Origin of the sequence: Levilactobacillus paucivorans, assembly GCF_001437125.1 — a bacterium.
Lineage (GTDB): Bacteria > Bacillota > Bacilli > Lactobacillales > Lactobacillaceae > Levilactobacillus > Levilactobacillus paucivorans.
The window spans coordinates 76,695-98,596 of sequence record NZ_JQCA01000037.1 but is presented as its reverse complement, the minus strand read 5'-3'; the positions used below and the strand labels follow the sequence as shown (position 1 = coordinate 98,596).

General features: G+C 50.6%; 21 protein-coding genes. 15 read left to right on the top strand and 6 right to left on the bottom strand.

From position 1 onward, the window contains the following. Positions 1 to 24 precede the first annotated feature (24 nt). Genes IV54_RS03490 through IV54_RS03480 form a run of 3 tightly spaced genes read left to right on the top strand, consistent with a single transcriptional unit; the run spans position 25 to position 2,632 of the window. A complete protein-coding gene (locus IV54_RS03490) occupies positions 25 to 792 on the top strand; it encodes an EAL domain-containing protein (protein ID WP_057878007.1) in 768 nt (255 codons plus the stop codon). After that, the gene (locus IV54_RS03485; RefSeq protein WP_057878006.1) at positions 789 to 1,298 is read left to right on the top strand and encodes a hypothetical protein; all 510 of its coding nucleotides are present in this window, start codon (positions 789 to 791) and stop codon (positions 1,296 to 1,298) included. The genes IV54_RS03490 and IV54_RS03485 overlap by 4 nt, the downstream gene beginning before the upstream one ends. A gap of 11 nt (positions 1,299 to 1,309) precedes the next feature. Next, complete coding sequence (locus tag IV54_RS03480) at positions 1,310 to 2,632, top strand: glycosyltransferase family 2 protein (RefSeq protein WP_057878005.1); 1,323 nt, start codon at positions 1,310 to 1,312, stop codon at positions 2,630 to 2,632. Positions 2,633 to 2,750: 118 nt separating this feature from the next. Here the strand turns inward: IV54_RS03480 and mnmM are convergent, their stop codons facing one another. After that, positions 2,751 to 3,317, bottom strand: coding sequence for a tRNA 5-(aminomethyl)-2-thiouridylate-methyltransferase MnmM (gene mnmM, locus IV54_RS03475; RefSeq protein WP_057878004.1), 567 nt, complete (start codon positions 3,315 to 3,317; stop codon positions 2,751 to 2,753). Then, positions 3,314 to 3,955 (bottom strand): phosphatase PAP2 family protein, encoded by a 642-nt coding sequence (locus tag IV54_RS03470; protein ID WP_057878003.1) that lies wholly within the window; start codon positions 3,953 to 3,955, stop codon positions 3,314 to 3,316. The genes mnmM and IV54_RS03470 overlap by 4 nt, the downstream gene beginning before the upstream one ends. Before the next feature lie 400 nt (positions 3,956 to 4,355). Here IV54_RS03470 and leuS point away from each other — a divergent pair, with 400 nt between their 5' ends. Beyond that, complete coding sequence (gene leuS, locus IV54_RS03465; protein ID WP_057878002.1) at positions 4,356 to 6,785, top strand: leucine--tRNA ligase; 2,430 nt, start codon at positions 4,356 to 4,358, stop codon at positions 6,783 to 6,785. A 142-nt stretch (positions 6,786 to 6,927) separates the two neighbouring features. After that, complete coding sequence (locus IV54_RS03460; protein ID WP_057878001.1) at positions 6,928 to 7,689, top strand: hypothetical protein; 762 nt, start codon at positions 6,928 to 6,930, stop codon at positions 7,687 to 7,689. A gap of 53 nt (positions 7,690 to 7,742) precedes the next feature. Here IV54_RS03460 and IV54_RS03455 read toward each other — a convergent pair whose 3' ends face one another. Both IV54_RS03455 and IV54_RS03450 read right to left on the bottom strand, forming a co-directional pair. Continuing rightward, positions 7,743 to 8,507 carry a flavodoxin family protein gene (locus IV54_RS03455; RefSeq protein WP_057878000.1) on the bottom strand — a complete coding sequence of 255 codons (765 nt, stop codon included), beginning with the start codon at positions 8,505 to 8,507 and terminating at the stop codon, positions 7,743 to 7,745. A gap of 188 nt (positions 8,508 to 8,695) precedes the next feature. Then, entirely contained in the window at positions 8,696 to 9,019 is a 324-nt protein-coding gene (locus IV54_RS03450) for a hypothetical protein (protein ID WP_057877999.1), read from the bottom strand. Positions 9,020 to 9,244: 225 nt separating this feature from the next. On the opposite strand from IV54_RS03450, the gene IV54_RS03445 reads away from it, so the two are divergent. The 4 genes from IV54_RS03445 (at position 9,245) to IV54_RS03430 (ending at position 12,915) form a co-directional block, all read left to right on the top strand. After that, positions 9,245 to 10,885: a putative polysaccharide biosynthesis protein gene (locus tag IV54_RS03445; protein ID WP_057877998.1), complete on the top strand. Its 1,641-nt coding sequence runs from the start codon at positions 9,245 to 9,247 to the stop codon at positions 10,883 to 10,885. Positions 10,886 to 10,897: 12 nt separating this feature from the next. Further along, on the top strand, positions 10,898 to 11,602 hold the full coding sequence (locus tag IV54_RS03440; protein WP_057877997.1) for a S4 domain-containing protein: 705 nt from the start codon (positions 10,898 to 10,900) through the stop codon (positions 11,600 to 11,602). Between the two features lie 179 nt (positions 11,603 to 11,781). Then, positions 11,782 to 12,525 (top strand): SDR family oxidoreductase, encoded by a 744-nt coding sequence (locus IV54_RS03435; RefSeq protein ID WP_057877996.1) that lies wholly within the window; start codon positions 11,782 to 11,784, stop codon positions 12,523 to 12,525. Positions 12,526 to 12,534: 9 nt separating this feature from the next. After that, positions 12,535 to 12,915, top strand: coding sequence for a MerR family transcriptional regulator (locus IV54_RS03430; protein WP_338034228.1), 381 nt, complete (start codon positions 12,535 to 12,537; stop codon positions 12,913 to 12,915). A gap of 37 nt (positions 12,916 to 12,952) precedes the next feature. Here the strand turns inward: IV54_RS03430 and IV54_RS03425 are convergent, their stop codons facing one another. Then, on the bottom strand, positions 12,953 to 13,780 hold the full coding sequence (locus IV54_RS03425) for an NAD(P)H-hydrate dehydratase (protein WP_057877994.1): 828 nt from the start codon (positions 13,778 to 13,780) through the stop codon (positions 12,953 to 12,955). Between the two features lie 145 nt (positions 13,781 to 13,925). Here IV54_RS03425 and pepV point away from each other — a divergent pair, with 145 nt between their 5' ends. Then, on the top strand, positions 13,926 to 15,326 hold the full coding sequence (pepV, locus tag IV54_RS03420; protein ID WP_057877993.1) for a dipeptidase PepV: 1,401 nt from the start codon (positions 13,926 to 13,928) through the stop codon (positions 15,324 to 15,326). Between the two features lie 32 nt (positions 15,327 to 15,358). Continuing rightward, on the top strand, positions 15,359 to 15,847 hold the full coding sequence (locus IV54_RS03415) for a universal stress protein (RefSeq protein WP_057877992.1): 489 nt from the start codon (positions 15,359 to 15,361) through the stop codon (positions 15,845 to 15,847). Between the two features lie 69 nt (positions 15,848 to 15,916). Here the strand turns inward: IV54_RS03415 and IV54_RS03410 are convergent, their stop codons facing one another. Further along, a complete protein-coding gene (locus tag IV54_RS03410) occupies positions 15,917 to 16,243 on the bottom strand; it encodes a PepSY domain-containing protein (protein WP_057877991.1) in 327 nt (108 codons plus the stop codon). 174 nt (positions 16,244 to 16,417) lie between these two features. Between IV54_RS03410 and IV54_RS03405 the strand changes: the two genes are divergently transcribed. The 4 genes from IV54_RS03405 (at position 16,418) to murC (ending at position 21,829) form a co-directional block, all read left to right on the top strand. Further along, positions 16,418 to 16,750, top strand: a complete 333-nt coding sequence (locus tag IV54_RS03405) for a thioredoxin family protein (RefSeq protein WP_057877990.1) — start codon at positions 16,418 to 16,420, stop codon at positions 16,748 to 16,750. Positions 16,751 to 16,771: 21 nt separating this feature from the next. Beyond that, complete coding sequence (gene ytpR, locus IV54_RS03400) at positions 16,772 to 17,410, top strand: YtpR family tRNA-binding protein (RefSeq protein ID WP_057877989.1); 639 nt, start codon at positions 16,772 to 16,774, stop codon at positions 17,408 to 17,410. 285 nt (positions 17,411 to 17,695) lie between these two features. Beyond that, a complete protein-coding gene (locus IV54_RS03395) occupies positions 17,696 to 20,359 on the top strand; it encodes a DNA translocase FtsK (protein WP_057877988.1) in 2,664 nt (887 codons plus the stop codon). 138 nt (positions 20,360 to 20,497) lie between these two features. Next, positions 20,498 to 21,829 carry a UDP-N-acetylmuramate--L-alanine ligase gene (murC, locus tag IV54_RS03390; RefSeq protein WP_057877987.1) on the top strand — a complete coding sequence of 444 codons (1,332 nt, stop codon included), beginning with the start codon at positions 20,498 to 20,500 and terminating at the stop codon, positions 21,827 to 21,829. Positions 21,830 to 21,902 lie beyond the last annotated feature (73 nt).

Genomic DNA, 21,902 nt, shown 5'->3' with positions numbered 1-21,902 from the left:
TTCTATACAATTCAGAAATCTTTTATGCATTTACACAAGATATTTTACGCTCTCGTCATTTATTACTGGTATTCCCGCAAGAATAGTAATAACTATCTGGAAAATGATGAATTCGAGTTACGGTACTTTATCCAAAGACAGGTGGACTATCAGGGGAAGGTGACCGGATACGAGTGCCTGCTACGGCAACATAACGCCGATGGCTCCTGGACGCTACCTAAGCAACTAGATTCCTTGCCGTTACAGCGGGTGATCTTTCTATTGGAGGATACCTTCAAGGCACTGCCAGAGGATCCCATCACGCTGTCGATTAATTTAGAGTACGATCAGATCACCAGTCCAGACTTTCACTACTTCGTTCGCTGGGCAATTTCCAAGATTACCCCAATGAACTTGTCTGTTGAATACACGCCAGATCAGCACAAGCATCGGTGGAATCGGCGACTCTTTCGTCGACGGATTCGTGAGGCGCGACAGTATGGAATGACCTTTGGGATCGATAACGTCGGGTCTTCACTGAGTAATCTGAAGACGATTGAGTGGATTCTACCCGAGGTGGATTCCTTGAAATGTTCTATGCGGAGCTTTCGTAAGGAGGACCCCAACGAGTGGTTGGACCTTAACTTGCAGTTTTGGAACCGGCTGGCGCAGCGTAACCACATCGAGTTGATCCTGATGGGGATTGAAAATGAACAGGATCAACAGCTTGCCGAGCAATTACAGATTCGGACGCGTCAAGGCTATCTCTTTGGCCGACCGAGTAATCCACAGGAAAGGACCGGGACAAGATGAAAGACAAATCAGCAGTTCGTCAGCAACTTTACACGGATGACTACTTTGAAAAGGGCCACTGGGGCTTAAAAATTTGGCAGACGGTGGTCGGTCTTTTCGGCTGGATCTGTGTGGCCGTCCCCATCACGTTGACGGTGCTGTCTTTTTGGGCCTCCTACGATCCACGAGTGATCCACATGTGGTCGTACAACGAAGGTATCTTTGAAATTAAATTTATTGGCATTTTATTACTGTTTGCCTTTGTGACGGTCTCACTATTTGCGGTGGGGATGACCATCATTCAAAACCGAAAGCGCGATCGGGTCGTCGAACAGTGGCCCACCTTTAATCCCATCGACCAACGTAAACGGGAAGATACCTTAGGTGATTTTATGACCCAGCGTTTCGGTGATCAGGAGTTCCGAGAGAATGTCCGGGATTATCAAGTAAAGCCGGAACAGAACTTGGATACCGATCAGATTCACCAGTTGTATCAGCAACGTGATCTCAATGACTTGGACAAATAGGAGCGACGGGCATGTTTGATTTCTTTATCGACAGTATTTTGAAAGCCACGTTGGGGAAGACCATCCTCAACGTTCTTTTACTGATCCTTTGCCTGTACCCGGTGGTTGGGTCATTCTTCTGGTTTGCCGGGGCGTTGTCCTATCGCTTCTTGAAGACCAACAAACGTGACGATGATTGGGAAGTCATCCCAGTCGACAAGCAACCGCTGATTACCATCATGATCCCAGCCCACAATGAGGAAGTCATGATTGAGGAAACCATTACGTACCTATTTGACCAGTTAAACTACACGAATTTTGAAGTGTTGGTCATGAATGATGGGTCGACGGATAAGACGGCGGCCATTATTCACCGGCTGCAGGCGACCTATCCGCGATTACGAACCGTGGAGATCCTGAAGAATAAGGGGAAGGCCCACGCCTTTAACATCGGGATGTATTTTGCCAAGGGCGAATACATTCTCAGTAATGATGCCGATACCATCCCCGAACCCGATGCACTCATGAAATACATGAATTTCTTTCGGCGGGAGCGCGATATGAATACCTCGGCGGTCACGGCCAACATGGATGTTCAGAATCGAACGACGCTGTTGGGAAAGTCACAGACGGTGGAATTTACCAGTATTGTCGGGGTGATTAAACGAAGTCAGACGGCCGTTAACGACTCGATGTATGCTTATAGTGGTGCGAATACCATGTATAAGAAGGACTTTCTGATCGACGTCGGAGGATTTCGTCAGAACCGAGCGACGGAAGATATTAGTATCGCCTGGGACCACCAGATGATAGGGGCGGTCCCTCGATTTGCCCCCAACATTATCTTCCACATGAACGTCCCCGAAACCATCAAGGACCTCTACCACCAGCGTAAGCGCTGGGCCCAGGGAGGGACGGAAGTTTGGCTAACGAACATCTGGAAGTTCTTACGCCATCCTGTCGAGCACCGTTATCAGTGGTCAATGTTTCTGGATTCGACGTTGTCCATTATCTGGTCTTTCTTCTTTACGATTACGTCGGCAGGTTTTATTGGCATGATGCTGTATTTTCTCTTCACGGGAAACTACGAGCGCGTGATGCATGGGATCCTGATTTCCTTTATCTTTGTGACGTTTGAAATGTTCGCGGGGTTCATGCAACTCCTTGCGGCTCTGCTGTTGGACCATCACGGGGCTAAGATGAAATACCTTTTCTTCGCCCCGTTATATATGTTGTTCTACTGGATGGTTAATCCCATCACGGTGGTCATGACCTTTGTCCCCGCCCTCAAGACAATTTTAGGTTTCGGGTCCGGAACCTGGGTTAGCCCTAAGCGGCAATCAATGAAAAAATAAAAACGTGCGTCAACAGGCGGAGCCATCTGCCGGTTGGCGCACGTTTTAACCCTATAATTTGGCGAAACGAAAGGGCCTGGGAATTTTTCCAGGCCCTTATTTTAGGCCGTCACTATTTCTAGCGACGTTCAATTGCTAGCAAAAATGGCGGATGATGAATCTGATTAATAAAGCCGTATTGCAGAACCTGATAGGTCTTCTGTGGCAGCTTCTGGCAGAAGTCAACCACAGCGTTGCGTTCGTCCATGCCTCCGGGATGACCGGAGTAAACGACGAGGATAAGTCGACCTCCGCGGCGGAGATGCTGTAACAACGTTTTAACCGCCGTCAGGGTTGTCGCAGCCTGCGTCACGACGGACTTGTCTCCGCCAGGCAGGTACCCGAGATTGAAGATGGCTCCGGCAATCGAGACGATATCGTCGAGGTAGTCGCCCACATGTTCGTGGCCGGTCGCATGCAGGTCAACCTGTGGACTGAGGCCGGTCAGGGTAAGCTGCGTCTGCGTAGCATTCAACGCGGCATCTTGGACGTCGAAACCAATGACGTGGCCGGTAGGACCGACCTGGTTGGCCAGAAATACGGTATCGTGGCCATTGCCGACGGTGGCATCGACCACGGTATCTCCGGGGCCGACACACTCACCCAGCAGGGTATGACTATAGGCTAAGGCATTTGGTAGGTTCATGATGAAGGGGCTTCCTTTCTAAAGAGCAACCACTGTGTCACGGTCAGGAGGACAAAGCCAAGTGACCAACCGGCCGCCACATCACTGGGGTAGTGCACCCCAACGTAGATGCGGGACAGGCCAATAATGACAATCCAACAGCTGAAGATGATCGTCAGGCTCAACGCCCAGCGACGATGTTCGTGGGATTGCCAGGCGATCATGACAATTAATGATCCCCAAAGCAACATGGCCGTAATAGAGTGACCACTGGGAAAGCTGTAGGAGCTGGCTGAGACCAGTCGATCGATGGTTGGTCGTGGCCGTTGGACCAGGTGTTTAATGAAACTGTTACCGATCCCTGCCCAGATCAGGACATTCCAGCCTAGAAAGAGCGCGCCCTTGGCATGGCGGGTAATCACGAGGACTAACACCAAGACCAGGGTGATGGCGGTCACGGGTTGGGGGTCACCGGAGTGGGTGATGGTGACGATGGCCTGCGTAAGCATTGGCGGCAAGGGATGACGAATCCAGCCGATGATGAGGTGATCGAAGCCGTTAACCCAGGCTTGTTGGCGGATCACCCCGACTAACAGGATGCAGAATATAATGGCAGCTCCTAAAGTGGCCCACCAACGGGTCTTAGATATTGGTGCCATAACGAGGCCTCCTCAAGATTTCTTATAAAATTTAGTATAGCACAGCTGGTCCTCGTGTTCGGTCACTCTCAAGCGTATTGGGGTTGCTTTTCCGGGGGTGGTTTGCTAAGATTAAACCAATTTGATTAATCTAAGACTGTGACGAGAAGTAGTAGATGGTTTGGGTATGTAGAAAGCGGATGGTGGCTGAAAATCCGTTACCTGGACGACCGAACTTATCTCCGAGTCCTTTCTGCCGCAAGGTGGGCGTTTGGCGACGTTATCAGCCGGAATGAGCCTCGAAACAGTTTCGAGGAAATGTAGGTGGTACCGCGCTAAAACGCCCTGCAGGAGCCCATTTTGGGTTGCTGGGGGCTTTTTTTGTGGGAGAACGACGATTTAGAGAAAGGGAGCGACAATTTTGGCTTACAAACACCAAATTATTGAACGTAAGTGGCAACACTTCTGGCGGGTCAACGAAACTTTCAAGACGTCAGACAATCAGAACAAACCGAAGTACTACGTGATGGATATGTTCCCATACCCTTCAGGACAGGGACTTCACGTGGGGCATCCCGAGGGATACACCGCAACCGACATCATGGCTCGTTTGAAGCGGATGCAAGGCTTTAACGTCCTTCACCCAATGGGTTGGGACGCCTTCGGGTTACCAGCCGAACAATATGCTTTGAAGACGGGACACAATCCTAAGGACTTCACCGCCCACAACATTAAGAACTTCAAACGTCAAATTCGCTCACTGGGCTTCTCTTACGACTGGAGTCGTGAGATTAACACGACCGACGAATCTTACTACAAGTGGACGCAATGGATCTTTGAACAGCTCTACAAAAAAGGCCTGGCCTATGAAGATAAGATTATGGTCAACTGGGCACCTGACTTCATGGGTGGAACCGTTGTGGCCAATGAAGAAGTCGTTGATGGCAAGACGGAACGGGGCGGTTATCCGGTTTACCGCGTGCCAATGCGTCAATGGGTTCTGCGGATCACGGCCTATGCCGACCGGCTGATCGACGATCTGGATGACCTGGATTGGCCCGACAGCATTAAGGAAATGCAACGGAACTGGATCGGCCGTTCTGAAGGTGCCAGCGTCTTCTTCCCAGTTGATGGCCAAGAAGATACTAAGGTCGAGGTCTACACGACCCGTCCTGACACGTTATTTGGCGCGACCTACATGGTCTTAGCCCCAGAGCATGCCCTGGTTGACCAGATCACGACGCCGGAACAAGCCGATGCTGTGAAAGCCTACAAGGCGGCCATCGAAAGCAAGTCTGACCTCGAACGGACGGACTTGAACAAGGATAAGACCGGGGTCTTCACCGGTGCCTATGGCATTAACCCCCTGAGTGGCAAGAAATTACCAATCTGGATTGGGGATTACGTGTTGGCATCTTACGGGACCGGGGCCATCATGGCCGTACCAGCCCACGACGAACGAGACAACGATTTCGCTAAGAAATTTAATTTGCCAATCGTTCAGGTCATTGCCGGTGACGACGATACCGATGTCCAAGAAGCCGCTTATACCGGGGATGGGGAACACATCAACTCCGATTTCATGAACGGTATGGACAAGGCTACTGCGATCAAGGCCGCCATTGACTGGCTCGAAGAACACGACGCCGGTCATAAGCAGGTTAACTTCCGTCTGCGGGACTGGATCTTCTCCCGTCAACGCTACTGGGGTGAACCAATTCCCGTTATTCACTGGGAAGATGGCGAAACCACATTGGTTCCTGAAGACGAATTGCCTTTGAAGTTGCCAGCAGCTAAACAACTCGAACCATCTGGTACCGGGGAAAGTCCATTGGCTAACCTCGATGACTGGGTCAACGTGGTGGATAAGAACGGGCGTAAAGGGAAGCGCGAAACGAACACCATGCCACAGTGGGCTGGGAGTTCCTGGTACTTCTTACGTTATATCGATCCCCACAATGACCAGATGATTGCCGATCCCGAGAAGTTGAAGTACTGGATGCCAGTTGACCTCTATATCGGGGGCTCCGAACACGCCGTGCTTCATCTGTTGTACGCTCGGTTCTGGCACAAGTTCCTCTACGACTTAGGTGTTGTGCCTACCAAGGAACCTTTCCAGAAGTTAGTTAACCAAGGGATGATCCTGGGGACTAACCATGAAAAGATGTCCAAGTCTAAGGGTAACGTCATCAATCCCGATGAGATTGTCGAAGAACACGGGGCAGATACCCTGCGGCTTTACGAAATGTTCATGGGTCCTTTGGAGGCGGCCAAGCCTTGGAGTACGGAAGGGATCAACGGTTCTCGTCGTTGGCTCGACCGGGTCTGGCGCTTATTGATCGACGATAACAACCATCTGCGTGACCGGGTCACGATGATTAACGATGGCTCGTTGGACAAGATCTACAACCAGACCGTTAAGACGGTGACGGAAGATCTTGAAGGCTTACGGTTCAACGTGGCGATTTCACAACTGATGGTCTTTGTTAATGAAGCCTACAAGGCCGACAGTCTTCCACTGATTTACATGGAAGGCTTCGTCAAGATGATCTCACCAATTGTGCCACATATTGCCGAAGAGTTATGGTCCCTCATGGGTCATGACGACACCATCACCTACGCCAAGTGGCCAACGTACGATGCCAAGCAATTGGTAGAAGACGTGGTCGAAATGGTTGTTCAGGTTAATGGGAAGGTCCGCGCTCACTTGAAGGTGGCTAAGGACGCCGACAAGCAAGGCATCGAAAACGCAGCTCTGGCCGATGAGACAGTCAAGATCCACACGGATGGCAAGACGATCCGTAAGGTGATTGTCATTCCTGGCAAGCTCATTAACATTGTTGCTAACTAAATTTGATCCAGTTAAAGCCCTTGAAGCGTTGGCTTCAAGGGCTTTTTTTAGCGCGTATGTTACTCGCCTTATCAACCAATCTTTCACTGGTTCGGGTGTCTACTGGGTATGGTATACTCGGCAAAAATGAGGAGGGGAGACTATGCTGAAACGATTATGGGGATTGGTTAGGTTAGAATGGCAGGTCACGTGGGCGAAGAAAATGGTTTTCGTTTACACGTTGGGCGTCCCATTGGCCTACTTACTGGTTGCCACCTTCAATCAGTATGGTCATCCCCTGGAAAGGTATAGTCTGACCAATCAACTCTTTGGCTACTGGGCCTATATGATCTTGGTCGGCGTCATCAGCGGTTTTCAGTTTAGCCTGATGGGGATCTGGGCCGCAGGTGCCGTGAATGCGGAGGCGCTCACGCGGCAGGAGACTTATCACGTGCTCTTGAGCAATCTAGTTCTACAGACGGTCATTATTCAGATAGAAATTCTGATTTTCGATGGGATACTCGCCGTCTTGATGCCAATCTCGGCTAGCCTACAACACATGATGATGGTAGCGTGGGGATTGAATTTTCTATTGATCCCAATTATTGCTGGTTTTACGACGGTCTTCCTGCTCCTGCCAGTAAGAGGGGCCGTGACGAGTCTGATTGCCACAGCTTACATTGGCGTCGGCTTGCTGGGGGTCAATGCCGAGTTGTTCGGTCAGTCGGCGCTTGCCACAATCGTCATGACCATTGTTGATCCCTGTGCCTATGTGGTGCGTTTCTATCTTTCCTGGCTAAATATTGGGGATCAACGTAGCTCGCTCAATGGCTTGTTGCTAGGGATCGTGGCCCTGGGATATCTGGCGGTGAGTGTTTTTGTCAGTCGGCACCTGCCGCGAGATTCTCAGGCAAAAATTGGTTAGTAAAAGACCGAATCTATTGATTCGGCCTTTTATATCGGGATTTAAGTTGTTGCTTAACGTCGACGATGACGGACAAAGGTGAAGAAGTGCAGGATGCTGGCCAGTAAAACGTAGAAGATGATGACAAAGGTCGCATAGGTCAACCAAAATTTGCCGGCCGCGAAAACGCCAAACCACCAGGCCTGCAAGCCCATGGTAACCAAGGCCATGAGGGCAATCATAAAGAAGAGCTGTATGTAACGTTTCAAGGTATTATCATCCTTTCGTGGTCGGTCGGCGATCTTGGCTCCGAGACGGCGACACTCGGCCAGCTTACTTTCTCGAGGGCCGTGGGTACCCCAGGTTCCGGTACCGACAAATTCACCAACCTTAATGATTCCGGCTCCAGACATGACGCGATCAATGGTCACGAAGGTCTGATCCGTAATGCCCGTAAAGAAGTTCTCCGTTGAACTAATAAAACAGGTGGTCATGCTGAGGTAGTGCTTGTCCTTGTACTTCCCAGGTAGGGTGTCACCGGCAGAGGTCATCCGAACTAGCCGAAACCGCATGCAGTCAAAGAACTGTTTCATGACGCCGGAAAGCCCGCCCCAATAAGTCGGAGCACAGATGATCCAGAAGTCACTGGCGGCCATTTTGGCTTCAATCTCGTCTAGAGCCGGACAACGTTTTTCCTTGGTATCCGGGTAAATGTCATAGTCGCGAAGAAAGACCGTATCGACCGTGGCAGTCTTGGGCAAAGCAGAGGTCACCGCTTGAAGGTACTGGGCAGTGATACCATCTGAGAGATGACTGCCTAATAAGGCTAAATAACGCAAAACTATCGCCTCGCTTAAAGATTAAGAGTCAATCTATTTTTTGGGATGATATGTAAGGTGTCGGGCCATCCGATCCCCATAGGACGGTCGCAGGTGAGCAAGCTCTCACCATCTTTAGTATACCGCAGGCCAATTTAATTCCAAAAAATAACCCCTCACTGGCCAATGCTGGCGGTGAGGGGACAAGCTTACTGTAAGAGTTCAGTTAAAATTGCGAAGAATCGTTGGCGAACCTGCTCGTCTTCGCCGGCTTTGGAGAATTGATAATCGAGTAAGTGGCGGTCAAATTCGTGGAAGAAAACGTCAGCCATGGTTTGATAATCACTGTCATTGGTTTGGTCAATCCGCTTGAAACTACGCCATGTGGAATAGATCAACTGGGCATCGGGAACCTTTGCCAGTTCTGGAAAATGTTCTCGAATACTCTTGGTCATCCGTACGACTTGCCGTGCTCTTTCCGGGGACATTTGCATCTTTGGGGTCGCGGTTGCACCAGCTGTTGCCTGCGTCATATTGCCATTCCTCCTTGAATAATCTTGTTTCTTGACTACCTCCAGCATACCACTGTTCCCGATATTCGGTAAATTATCTGCGGTGTGATGGGAACGGTTTCACGAAAAACTTTAAAGAAACCTGATAAATGTGGGGAAAAAGCTATGGTATAATGTTTGTTTGATTAGCTCGACGATTGTTGAGTACGGAACTGTTGAATTTACAAATTGAAAGTAGGGTGTCAAATGTCGGCAAGGGATAACACGGAGAGTCAAACCACCAGTGCGCAAGACCAAATGGTTGCGGGATCGGCGTGGATGACTGCGGGAAGTATCTTTTCAAGAATTCTCGGGGCAGTCTATATTATTCCGTGGAACATCTGGTTCGGTGCCTTCTATCTTCAAGGTAACGCGCTATATGGTAAGGGATACAATATCTATAGTTTCTTCCTGATCGCAGCGATTGCGGGGGTACCTTCGGCCATTGCCAAACAGGTCGCCCACTACAATGCCCTCAATGAATATGGGGTCAGTGTCCGGCTCTACAAACGGGGTCTGGAGATTGCCATTGCGACCGGGATTGGGATCGCGGCTCTGATGTACTTCGGTGCGCCGCTATTTACCGGTGGTGATGAGCATCTGATTCCAGTCCTACATTCCTTATCTTGGGCAATTTTGATTATTCCCACGATGAGTCTGACGCGAGGCTACTTCCAAGGATTCCAGCAAATGGCACCATCCGCAATTTCGCAATTTGTGGAACAGCTGATTCGGGTCATCTACATGCTCCTGACAGCGTTTATCATCATGCGAGTGATGAAGGGCAACTGGGTCACAGCCGTGTCGCAATCAACCTTTGCCGCCGCAGTGGGGGCCTTAGGTGGTCTGCTGATCTTAGGCGTTTACTATTGGCGTCGTCGGCGTGAGTTTCAGGATCTGGTGGCCAACAGTAATAATGAATTGGTCGTACCAGCTTCTCAGCTGTATCGAGAAATCATCGCGCAGGCCGTGCCATTCGTGGTTTTGGGAGCCGGTATTACGATCTTCCAATTGATTGACCAATATACCTTTGCGCCCATCATGCATATGGCGGGGAACTATTCGGCAGAACATCTGAATGACCTCTTCGCACTCTTCGGGGTTAACGCGAACAAGTTGATTATGATTACGATTTCATTGGCTTCGGCCTTGGCAGTGACTGTTGTCCCACTATTGTCGGAAGCCTATACGCGAGGCAACAAGCGCGAGATTTCTGGTCAATTGACCAATGCCTTTCTGATGTTTGAATTCGTCATGTTACCCAGTGCCTTGGGGATGTCGGCTGTCTCACGGCCATTGAACATTATCTTCTATGGTCCAACCCAAGAAAAATTAGCGTCATCCATTCTGGCTTTCTCGTCTTACCTGTCAATCCTATTAGGGTTGTACACGGTGGTGGCGGCCTTGATGCAGGGGATCTCGCAAAACAAACGGGCGGTCCGCTACTTTGCCGTGGGAACGATTGTGAAATTTGTCGTTCAGTGGCCTCTGGTTTACTTTCTTGGAGCATTTGGGCCCCTGGTGGCTACCGGGATCGGGCTGTTTGTAACCTGTTACCTGATTATTCATTCACTTGATGTGCAATTCGGGATTAACTATGCTCAGATCGCCAAACGCACCAACGGTATCTTGATGGCAGCCTTGGGAACCTTTGCCTTGGCTCGTGCGATCACGTTGATTGGTGGTTTGATGGGCAGTGAAAGCCGCACCATTAATTTCCTAATTACGATCGTAGCCGCCCTCGTTGGGGGTTATTTCTACGTCTACATGGTCTTGAAGAGCCGTCTGGCAGATGATATCCTGGGATCACGAGTTGCCGGGCTACGGCGCCGGCTACACATTCACTAGGGAGGCAATACGATGAGGATTGACCAATACCTAACGGATTTCCATCAAGGAACACGACGTCAGGTTTTTCGACTGTTGCGTCAGGGACGTGTCACTGTCAATCAAACAGCGATTGATTCGCCATTAACGTCGGTCACGGAACAAGACGACGTGCGGGTTGACGGGCGCCCGGTCACGGGGCGGCAACCGAGTTATTTGGTTTTCAATAAGCCAGTCGGCGTCCAGTTGAACCTGGACGCGACGGTGCCCCATAGTCTCGGTGGGTTGTTAAATGCCCTAGACCGTGAGCAGGCATTAAAGGTCTTCTCCGATCTGCCAAAAGAGGCAACGGGACTCGTGATTGTCAGTGATGATGACCAATTTCTACAAGACGTCGCCAGCCAAGACTGGCTGAGCACGTTACGTGTTCGTTTGACAGGTGTGGTATCAGAATTACCGGCATTGGATAATGATCTCACGTTTGAACAAGTGGACTTGATGCCCAATAAGATTCATCAGGTGACGACTGTCTTAGCGCGGACGCGTGATTTAGCGGTTGGGGTACCCACCTTGGCTAACCTCCAGGGGGCCGATAGACCGGTCAGCCGCGTGGCTTTTGGGCCACTACGGTTGCCGGTTGACCTCTCCGTGTCTTCCTATCGCGGCTTGTATCCCGATGAGATTGATAATCTTGCCGGACCATTGGTCGATGAGGATGAGCTGCTGAAAAACGATTAGAGCCTTTAAAATTTAAATGCAACAAGAGGTAGGCGACACTTGGAATTTATTCCAGTGCGGTCTATTTTTTTCGATCTGTATGCCTACTTTTTGAAAATAAGTCATTCTTTTCACTTGCCTTTGAGTCGACTCCAAGGTTTATGCTGTGGTCATTAAGTTTCGAAAGGGAGTTTTTAACGATGATTAAAGATAAAGTTGTTTTGATTACAGGGGCTTCTTCTGGAATTGGGGCCGCCACGGCCAAGTTGTTGGCCAGCAAGGGAGCCAAGCTGGTCTTAGGCGCACGCCGGGAGGACAAGCTTCAAGCGTTGACTCAAGAGATTGAGGCGGCAGGTGGCACGGCAGCCTATCAGACGATTGACGTGACCGATGCGGCTGCCAATCAACGGATCGTACAATTTGCCAAGGACACCTTTGGTCGCCTCGATGTGATCTTTCTGAATGCTGGTCTGATGCCTAATTCACCACTTTCTGAGTTGAAGACGGATGAATGGAACAGTATGGTGGACGTCAATATTAAGGGAGTGCTCAACGGGATTGCCGCCGTCTTACCAACGTTTAAGGCCCAAAAGTCCGGACATGTCATTACGACCTCTTCCGTTGCCGGTCTCAAGGCCTACCCCGGTGGTGCCGTGTATGGGGCAACCAAGTGGGCCGTCCGTGACCTGATGGAAGTTCTGCGAATGGAATCTGCTCAGGAGAACAGTCATATTCGGACGGCCACGATCTATCCTGCGGCCATTAAGACGGAATTATTGGCAACGACGACCGACTCGGCGACCCTCAAGGGAGCACAGGCTTTGTATGATGAATACCAAATCAGTCCCGATCGTGTGGCAAGTGTGATTGCCTTTGCCATCGACCAACCAGCCGATACCAACGTTAGTGAATTTACGGTAGGCCCGACTGACCAGCCATGGTAAACTAGGGGCATGATGAAGATTAAAGAAGTTTCTGAAAAATTTGATATTCCCGCTGATACCCTGCGCTATTGGGAACGGGAGGGGGCTATCCCACCAGTGACGCGTAATGCAGCGGGTTATCGGGATTACGATGAAGAGGATCTTGATTGGATTTCCTTTGCCAAGTGCATGCGAGAGGCTGGCGTTAGTATTGAATATCTGATCGAATATCTCACGTTGTTTAAACAGGGCGATGTGACACTTCAGGCACGTAAGGATCTCTTGCACGAGCAGTTGGCCACGATTGCCCAGCGGCTTGATGAGATTCAACACACGTACGATCTCATCAAGGAGAAGGCCGACCACTACGAGGCCTACGTTGAGGGATACCACGGTAAATTAGCCAATTAAAAAACACAGTGATGATAACCGCTATCATCACTGTGTTTTAGTTTGCTTCATGCGTTTTCATGAAATGTGGAATTTCGGTAATAATCTGATGGGGTAAGACGACGTATTGGGTCGCGGCCAACTCTTCGGCAATGGCGCTATGACTGTAAACCGCTGCGAGCACAGCATCGGTGGGGTTGGCAAATTGCGCCAGAAAGCCACCGACCATGCCGGCAAGGGTATCACCCATGCCCCCAGTTGCTTGGGCCGGCGTTCCCAGGGGATTTTCATAGACGCCGTTTGGCGTGTAAATCTGGGTGCGATGGGATTTGACCACCACCGTGGCTTTCAGGTCAGCCACGGCCGCCTGGTTGTTTGTGACCGTTTGATCGGCAATGGCTAAGCCACTTAATCGTTGCCATTCCATTTGGTGGGGGGTCATCACTAAGCGAGCCGCGGGCAAAGTGAGGTGGTGGCTGGCAATCAGTGTGATGGCTGAACCGTCGATCACAACGGTTTGCTCGGCGTGTATGGCACTAAAAGTGGCGTTTAAGGCCATTAGACTGCTCTCATCGGTCCCAAGGCCGGGTCCGACCACAACGACGTCAGCGGTGCTTACCAGGTCTCTGAGCTGATGAAGATTGCCGAGGTCGGCAAACATGGCCTCGGGTAACCGGGCATGCAGGCTCGACTGATTGCTGGGGTCGGTGACCGTAGTGACGAGGCCGGCACCGGAGTAGACGGCTGCGGCACTAGCCATGATGATGGCGCCGCCGAAATTGGCATTGCCGCCCACTAGAGTGACGCGACCATAGGTGCCCTTGTGACTTTCTGCCGGCCGTTGACGAATAGTGCGGGTTAAAATACTTGGCGATAACGTTTCCATGTGAAAGCCTCCTGACAGATGTTCTCGCTTTCAGTATAGCATTTTACTAAGGGAAAACGGCTTACAATTGACGGTGGGTATGCTAGAATTGACGGTAAGTAAAGTTGGACGATGAGGTCCGAATAAATTATAGGGAGGTCCAATCATGGCAATTGATTGGCAACAATTATCTGCAAAGTACCGCGACGCCTACATTGCTGACTTAACCACATTAGTCGGTATTGACAGTGCCCGCGACGATTCTAAAGCGACTGAAGACTATCCGTTAGGCCCTGGTCCAGCTAAGGCGTTAAACGCCTTCTTAGGATTGGCGCAACGCGATGGGTTTGAGGTTAAGAATCTCGATAACCTGGTCGGGTACGTAGAATACGGTGAAGGTGACGACACCTTGGCAATCTTGGGTCACGCCGATGCGATGCCCGCTGGTAAGGGCTGGCACACCGATCCCTTCACATTGACGGCCAAGGACGGTAACTTGTATGGCCGGGGAACCTCTGATGATAAAGGACCTGCATTAGCTGCTTATTATGGCTTGAAGATGTTAAAGGACGAGGGCATCATGCCTAAGATCAAAATTCGCTTTATCATTGGGACTGACGAAGAGAGCGATTGGACGGGGATGAACCATTACCTCGACCTCGAACCAGCCCCAACGTTGGGCTTCTCGCCTGATGCTGAGTTCCCACTAATCAACGGTGAAAAGGGAAATGTGACCTTCGAAAGCCATTTTGAGGGTAGCAATTCCGGTGACTTCACCTTGACTGAATTTGACGCTGGCCTCAGAGAAAACATGGTGCCACGGGATGCCGAGGCAACCGTTGAAACCGCCGACAATGAACAAATGGTCACAGACTTCACGGCCTTCCTCGATGAAGCCCCAGTGACCGGGGATGTTAATGTCGATGGTTCCGGAATTCACTTCCACGTGATTGGTAAGGCCGCTCACGGGATGGAACCGAAGAACGGGATCAACGCCGGAACTTACCTGGCTAGCTTCTTAACCAGCTACGCCTTTGGTGGGGATGCTGCCGACTTCCTGAGCCTGTTGGCTAACGAACTTCATGATGACTCACGTGCTAATAAATTAGGGATTGCCTTCACGGATAAAGTGATGGGTGACCTGACCATGAACGTGGGGATCATGCAGTTCACTGCCGGCAAGGGTGGTTTAATCAACACTAACTTCCGTTACCCAACCGGTACCGGTGCCGCTCAGATCCTAGCGGGCTTACAACAAGCCACGGCAACCATGAACGTGACCGTTGAACAGGGTAAAGAAATGGTTCCGCACTATGTGGACCCAGAAGACCCAATTGTGAAGACCTTGATGAATGTTTATCGCGAGCAGACCGGTGACAACGACGCCCAACCAGAAGTTGTCGGCGGTGGAACTTACGGCCGGTTGATGAAGCGTGGCGTGGCCTTTGGGGCTCTCTTCCCCGGCACGCAAGACACCATGCACCAGGCCGATGAATTTCAACCAGAAGCTGATTTGTTGAAGGCCATGGCCATTTACGGGCAAGCCATCTACGAGTTAACGAAGTAGGAAGTCCAGCGGCCCACAAAGGAGTGGTACAGATGGCCAAACGTTATGAGCGAATTCTCGTGGGGGTTGACGGTTCCCGTCAATCCAAGCGCACGGTGGAGAAAGCCATCGCTGTCGCAGAACGAAATGATGCTGAATTAATCATTGTCACCATTATGAGTGGGGGCGACTATGTTGGCATTGGTCAAAATACCCAGGTTGGTTTCGGGTATGTTGACCAAGAAGTCATGGACGAGGCTCGTCAACAGTGGGAACACACCGTTGATGAGTATCGGCAAAAGGCACAAGACGCAGGGGTCAAACAGGTTGTGACGTCGGTCTTCTATGGCCACGCCAAGGTCGACTTAGCGAAGACGTTGCCTCAGGAATACCAAGCTGATCTGATCATGCTCGGTGCGACCGGGGCCAATGTGGTGGAACGGATGTTAATGGGTTCCACGGCAAGCTACGTCGTGGCTAATGCCAGCTGTGATGTCCTGATTGTGCGGACAGACATGCAGAACCATGCAAAAGCAAAATAAGACTTAAAAAAGGAGACTCAGGATCGTTGCGATCCTGAGCCTCCTTTAGGTTAGTGATAAGTTGCTTGATTATAAGCGGTGAATGTCGAGGACGCTTCCCGTCTTGGCATCGGCAATGAACTGATACTGAACGAGTTGGTCATCCTCATAGCGGGTAATGCCGCCATAGTAAACTTGGGTTTTAACGGCAAATTTTTGGAACGGTACGGCGTGCTTTTCAATCCAGCTACCCTCAATTGGCGATTCGTGACGGAACTGGGCCTTGACCTGTTCCAGAATCATATCGGGGTTCAAGGGAAAACCGCCACCAAAGACGCGTGTGATGAAGATGCCCATTAACCCGCCGATGACTCCGGTGAGACTGAGTTGATACAATTGTCCATTCTTAGCAGTCATCCTACCGCCTCCTTAGCAGTTATTGCTGAGCAATATCATCTGTTTATCTGCCCCTAGTATAGCAATCTTCGTAGGGAAGTTCCCGTAAAAAGGCAAAAATAGTGAAAAATGTTGTGGGCGTGCTATAATGGTGCTTGTGAAAATTTTTAAACTTAAATAAAGGAGTGCTTATTCATGGAACAATTACCTAAAATGTCAGCCGCAGAACTGAAGGACGTCGTTAAAGACGGCAAGACGATGCTATTCTTCTCCGCCACTTGGTGCCCGGACTGTGCGTTCATCAAACCAGAAATGCCTGCCATTGAAGCTGAATATCCCGACTTTAAGTTTATTGCGGTCGACAGAGATGAGAACATTGACCTCGCTGCCGAACTGAACGTCTTTGGTATTCCGAGTTTCATTGCCTACTCAAATGGGGATGAAATTGGTCGATTGGTCAACAAGGACCGGAAGACTCAGACTGAAGTAGAAAACTTTATTAATTCGTTAGCGACCAACGCTGACTAAACCGTTGGAAAGGATCCCGACATGTTAATTGCTAGTTACAATCCCCGTGAGTTAGGGGACACTTTAATTGTTATTGTTGCTCAAGATACACCAAAACAGGCCCATACCGTTCGTGATGGTGTTGCCAGAATCTACGATCCAGAAACTGAACAAACTCTGGGCTATAACTTCTTGGCTATCTCCAAGATCTTACCTGACATTTCAGGTAACGGTCAGATCCACCTGACCGAGACTGACGTGGCGGCGTTAAATGACGCGCTCGAGGCGGCTGGTTTCGCTGGCGAGTTAGTAGCGGATACCGACCCTAAGTTCGTGGTTGGCTACGTTAAGACGGCGACACCACACCCCGATTCCGATCACTTGTTAGTGACCGAAACAGTGGTGGACCACGATCAAACGTTAAAGATCGTAAGTGGATCGCCTAATATGCAAGCCGATATCAAGGTGGTTGTGGCCAAAGTTGGTGCCATGATGCCTAGTGGTTTGATTATTTGGCCCGGTGCCTTGCGGGGTGTCGAGAGTGATGGCATGATTTGTTCCGGCCGTGAGTTGAAGTTGGCGAATGCCCCTCAACGCCCGGGTGCCTTGATTTTACCAGACGATTACGTTGTCGGTGAACCCTTCGATTTTGAACGGGGACAATCAATCTTTAATGCTTAAGAAACATTACGAAAGCGAGTCAGCCCTTGTCGGCGGCCCGCTTTTTTGTGTACAATAGGGGAGATTGGCTTTTAGGCAAAGTGGCACTGCAAGCTAGGGTGTCTGATCAACGATGGCTACGCGCCGTTGTTGGCCGAAAAGTCACGATTTGTAATGACTAGGAATCTTCGGTTTAACCAATCGAAGTTTAAAGCGGGAATGAGTACGTTAGCCGTCAAATTGACGGCGTCTCCTCCCATGGCAAAGAATTTCGGCAAGTGGCAGGCTTGTCAAGGAGGAAGAAACATGGAGCACTATGATGGACCAGCGTTTTTCCGTAAATTTGCGGTAAAACCCTCCGCGGAGGAATTAGAAGATACCACCGACGACCGGGCACAGTGGTTGGTGAAGCATCGTCAGGAACGAAATGAACGCCTAAAATTACGGAAGCAGCAAGAACAAGAGCGCGTTGCAGAACGGCAACGAGAGGCCAGAAGTCAGCATGAGACTGCCCGACAATCCCAACCCAAGGTGACGCCACAACGTCAAGTATCACCTGTGACGGATGAACCCGTCGTCGGTAGTGCCAATCAGAGTTATCGGCCATTTCAAGTCACTCAAGTTCCTAAGCAACTCCATTGGTCGCGGCCGACACGACGTTCGCGGCAACGGTATCAACAGTTAGTTGCAGGACTCAAAAAGGATGACAGCAGCTTTTTCCTGTTTGGCAAGGCGAGTGATTTGCCAGAGGCCACTCCGGCTACTGAGGTCGCGACACAAGCCAGTTCAGCATCAACGGAGTCAGAAGCGATTGCTGCGAAAACGCCAACTGCGGTTACATCGAACCAGTCGGCGGCGGTAGCGGCCACAGAACCAGCGGTGGACGCGACACCTGTCTCAACGCCTACTGATGAAAAATACACAGCACCAGTTGAGGTCTTCTATCCAACTGAGGACGCAACCTCACAAGCCAACGCCGTGACTGAGTCAGATGAGTTGTATGACGGCAACAGCCCAGAGTATTTGCCGGTCGGGACAGTTAAGGCGACTGCAACAGCTGAAACAACACAGGTTGAAGATACCCAACTGGACAATAGTGAAGATGACCCAGGCTCAGCAACGCCTGAGACGACTGGTCAGCCAGCTAGTGAGGCTGTTCAGGCAACCGATAAGGGCTCAGGGGTTACTGAAGCCAATGACACGTCGGATAGCGAGGCGCCCGTGAGTGCAAGCTCGGCTGCCGGAGGCCTGGAAACGTCGGCGACTGGTGACACCACTCACGAGACGGCAGACTCCTCAGTAGCAGAACAACCGGCCGAAGTCGCACAGCTCTTAGAGCGGACCCAAGCCCCAAAGGAGAAGACGGCGGCAACACCTGCATCGACAAAGGCCAAGCCGGCCCGTGGATTAGGTCATTCGTTGGGTGACATCATGCAAGAAGAGGGGAACGATCAGCGTGATCTGGCCCTCTTTGATCGGCCAACGACTCCCGAGACCACGACCGAAGCAGAGACACCGGAACGCGGGTACCACTTCCCCGATATCTCACTCCTGCCACAACCGGTAATTCCGGATGAGGCTGCCTTAGACGAGTGGATTGAGCATCAGGCAGAGGTCCTCGACGCCACGTTGAGCGCCTTTCACGTCGACGCACACGTCACAGATTGGACGGTTGGACCAACCGTCACACAATTCCAGATCAGCTTAGCGCTGGGCGTTAAGGTGAATAAGATTACGAATTTAAATGATGACCTGAAGCTCGCATTAGCCGCCAAGGATATCCGGATCGAAGCCCCAATTCCCGGAAAGACCACGGTTGGAATTGAAATTCCTAACTTGAAGTCTCGACCAGTCATGTTGTCCGAAGTGTTGAATTCACCAGCCTTTAAGAAGAGCGAGTCCCCACTGACAGTTGCGCTTGGGGTCGATCTTTTTGGGAAACCACAAGTCACTGATCTGCGAAAGATGCCACATGGCTTGATTGCCGGAGCCACGGGTTCCGGTAAGAGTGTCTTCATTAACTCCTTGCTGTTGTCCATTTTGTATAAGGCAAATCCACAACAAGTTAAGTTGTTACTGATTGATCCGAAGGCCGTTGAAATGGCACCGTATGACGGGTTGCCACATTTGTTGGCACCTGTCATCTCCGACCCCAAGGCCGCGGCGGCCGCTCTGAAATGGGTGGTTACCGAGATGGATCAACGTTATGAGAAGTTGGCAGCGGCCGGCGTTCGTAACATTGAACAGTTCAACGATCGGGCCGACGCGAATGACGAACCCGGACTCAAGATGCCTTACATCGTCATCATTATCGACGAATTAGCCGATCTGATGATGATGGCAGCTAGTGAAGTTCAAGATTACATCGTGCGAATTACGCAAAAGGCCAGAGCGGCCGGCATTCACCTGTTGGTTGCGACGCAACGACCAAGTGTTGACATTGTGACTGGGACGATCAAGAACAATATCCCCACACGGATTGCCTTCATGGTGTCCAGTCAAATCGACTCGCGGACCATCTTGGATACCGCTGGAGCCGAGAACTTGTTGGGACGCGGGGATATGCTGTACCTCGGCAACGGGGCCAGTCAACCGATGCGTCTGCAAGGGGCCTTCGTGGAATCCGAAGTGGATGCCGTGGCCGACTTTGTTCGGACTCAGGGACAACCGCATTATGCGTTTGAACCGCAAGGCCTCCTAAAACGGGAGACCGCCGAGGAAAATCAGGATGACCTGTTACCGAAGGTGTTAGAATATGTGGCAGCCGAACAAACGGTTTCCACGTCTAAACTCCAACGGGTCTTCTCGATTGGTTACAATCGAGCAGCTAACCTGATCGATGACTTGGAACGCCATCACTATGTCTCACCACAGCACGGGTCTAAGCCTCGTGAAGTTTATTTGAAACCAGAAGACCTGGGGAAAGATTTACCGGAACCCCATGACCAGAATGCACCATTTTCATCATAGAGTGAATACTCCTCACTAACCATTGACCGCACGGTTCTTTTATGGGGTGGGGGGATATGCTAGAATGGAATTAGAGTCACTCGAACGGCAGGGAATAGTCCGGTGGCCCACCGCAGAGAGTAGAAAAGAGGATCATTAATGGATAACGCAACGGTGTATTACTTTGTAGGTATTAAAGGATCAGGGATGAGTGCCCTCGCCTTGATTTTACATGATAAGGGTTTTAACGTGCAGGGATCAGACATCACGCAGTACACGTTCACGCAACGTGGCTTGGAGAAGGCAGGCATTAAGGTTCTGCCTTTTGACGAAGCAAACATCCACGAGGGATTGACGGTTATTGCCGGCAATTCGTTCACCGATGATCATCCAGAAATTAAAAAAGCCCGTGAAATGGGTCTGCCAGTTTACCGGTACCATGAATTCCTTGGTCACCTCATCGAAGGTTACACCAGTATTGGGGTTGCCGGTGCGCATGGGAAGACCAGTACGACGGGACTCTTGTCTCACGTGTTGAGTGGTATCGCCCCAACGTCTTACCTTATTGGGGATGGTTCCGGGAAGGGAACGCCCAACGCGCGGTTCTTCGTTTACGAAGCCGATGAATACCGGCGTCACTTCCTGGCTACCAAGCCAGACTATGCCATCATGACCAACATCGATTTCGATCACCCCGACTATTACACGGGTATCGACGATGTTTACAGTGCCTTTGAGACCTGGGCTAACCAGGTTAAGAAGGGGATCTTTGCTTGGGGTGACGATCCAGAATTACGGAAGTTGAAGACCAACGTCCCGGTATACTACTACGGGACCAGCGAACGCGACGACTTCAGAGCCGTCAACGTTAAGCGGTCAACGACCGGTTCAACCTTTGATGTGGTTCATGGTGATGAAAACTTAGGAAACTTTGAAATTCACCTGTACGGGGAACACAACGTGCTGAACAGTCTGGCCGTTATTGCCGTGGCTTACTTTGAAAAGGTCGATATGGCCGAAATCAAACGTGAACTGGCCGACTTCAAGGGGGTTAAGCGTCGGTTCGCCGAACGCAAGGTAGCCGACATGACCATTATCGATGATTATGCCCACCATCCATCTGAAATCAAGGCCACACTGGATGCGGCTCGTCAGAAGTATCCTGATAAGGAAATTATCGCGGTCTTCCAACCCCACACCTTCAGCCGGGTGATTGCGTTGATGGACGACTTTGCCAAGAGCCTCAACTTGGCTGACAAGGTCTTTCTGACCAACATCTTCAGTTCTGCTCGTGAAAGCAACGGTTCCGTCTCCAGCAAGGATCTGGCGGCTAAGATTGCCAAGGGTGGCGAGATCCTGACGGTGGACAACATGTCCCCATTATTGGATTTCCACGACGCTGTGGTGGTCTTCATGGGTGCCGGTGACGTTCAGAAGTACGAACGTGCTTATGAAGAGTTATTAAGTCATTTATCTTTGAAGAATAACTAAATTTATATCAAGAGGACCCGCTAACCGTTTTGGTTGGCGGGTATTTTAGTCTCATATTCCGAAAACAACCCCT

Coding starts and splice junctions, on each gene's coding strand:
- IV54_RS03490 (WP_057878007.1), top strand. CDS start 25: ATGCATTTACACAAGATATTTTACGCTCTCGTCATTTATTACTGGTAT.
- IV54_RS03485 (WP_057878006.1), top strand. CDS start 789: ATGAAAGACAAATCAGCAGTTCGTCAGCAACTTTACACGGATGACTAC.
- IV54_RS03480 (WP_057878005.1), top strand. CDS start 1,310: ATGTTTGATTTCTTTATCGACAGTATTTTGAAAGCCACGTTGGGGAAG.
- mnmM (WP_057878004.1), bottom strand. CDS start 3,317: ATGAACCTACCAAATGCCTTAGCCTATAGTCATACCCTGCTGGGTGAG.
- IV54_RS03470 (WP_057878003.1), bottom strand. CDS start 3,955: ATGGCACCAATATCTAAGACCCGTTGGTGGGCCACTTTAGGAGCTGCC.
- IV54_RS03460 (WP_057878001.1), top strand. CDS start 6,928: ATGCTGAAACGATTATGGGGATTGGTTAGGTTAGAATGGCAGGTCACG.
- IV54_RS03450 (WP_057877999.1), bottom strand. CDS start 9,019: ATGACGCAGGCAACAGCTGGTGCAACCGCGACCCCAAAGATGCAAATG.
- IV54_RS03445 (WP_057877998.1), top strand. CDS start 9,245: ATGTCGGCAAGGGATAACACGGAGAGTCAAACCACCAGTGCGCAAGAC.
- IV54_RS03440 (WP_057877997.1), top strand. CDS start 10,898: ATGAGGATTGACCAATACCTAACGGATTTCCATCAAGGAACACGACGT.
- IV54_RS03435 (WP_057877996.1), top strand. CDS start 11,782: ATGATTAAAGATAAAGTTGTTTTGATTACAGGGGCTTCTTCTGGAATT.
- IV54_RS03430 (WP_338034228.1), top strand. CDS start 12,535: ATGATGAAGATTAAAGAAGTTTCTGAAAAATTTGATATTCCCGCTGAT.
- IV54_RS03425 (WP_057877994.1), bottom strand. CDS start 13,780: ATGGAAACGTTATCGCCAAGTATTTTAACCCGCACTATTCGTCAACGG.
- pepV (WP_057877993.1), top strand. CDS start 13,926: ATGGCAATTGATTGGCAACAATTATCTGCAAAGTACCGCGACGCCTAC.
- IV54_RS03415 (WP_057877992.1), top strand. CDS start 15,359: ATGGCCAAACGTTATGAGCGAATTCTCGTGGGGGTTGACGGTTCCCGT.
- IV54_RS03410 (WP_057877991.1), bottom strand. CDS start 16,243: ATGACTGCTAAGAATGGACAATTGTATCAACTCAGTCTCACCGGAGTC.
- IV54_RS03405 (WP_057877990.1), top strand. CDS start 16,418: ATGGAACAATTACCTAAAATGTCAGCCGCAGAACTGAAGGACGTCGTT.
- ytpR (WP_057877989.1), top strand. CDS start 16,772: ATGTTAATTGCTAGTTACAATCCCCGTGAGTTAGGGGACACTTTAATT.
- IV54_RS03395 (WP_057877988.1), top strand. CDS start 17,696: ATGGAGCACTATGATGGACCAGCGTTTTTCCGTAAATTTGCGGTAAAA.
- murC (WP_057877987.1), top strand. CDS start 20,498: ATGGATAACGCAACGGTGTATTACTTTGTAGGTATTAAAGGATCAGGG.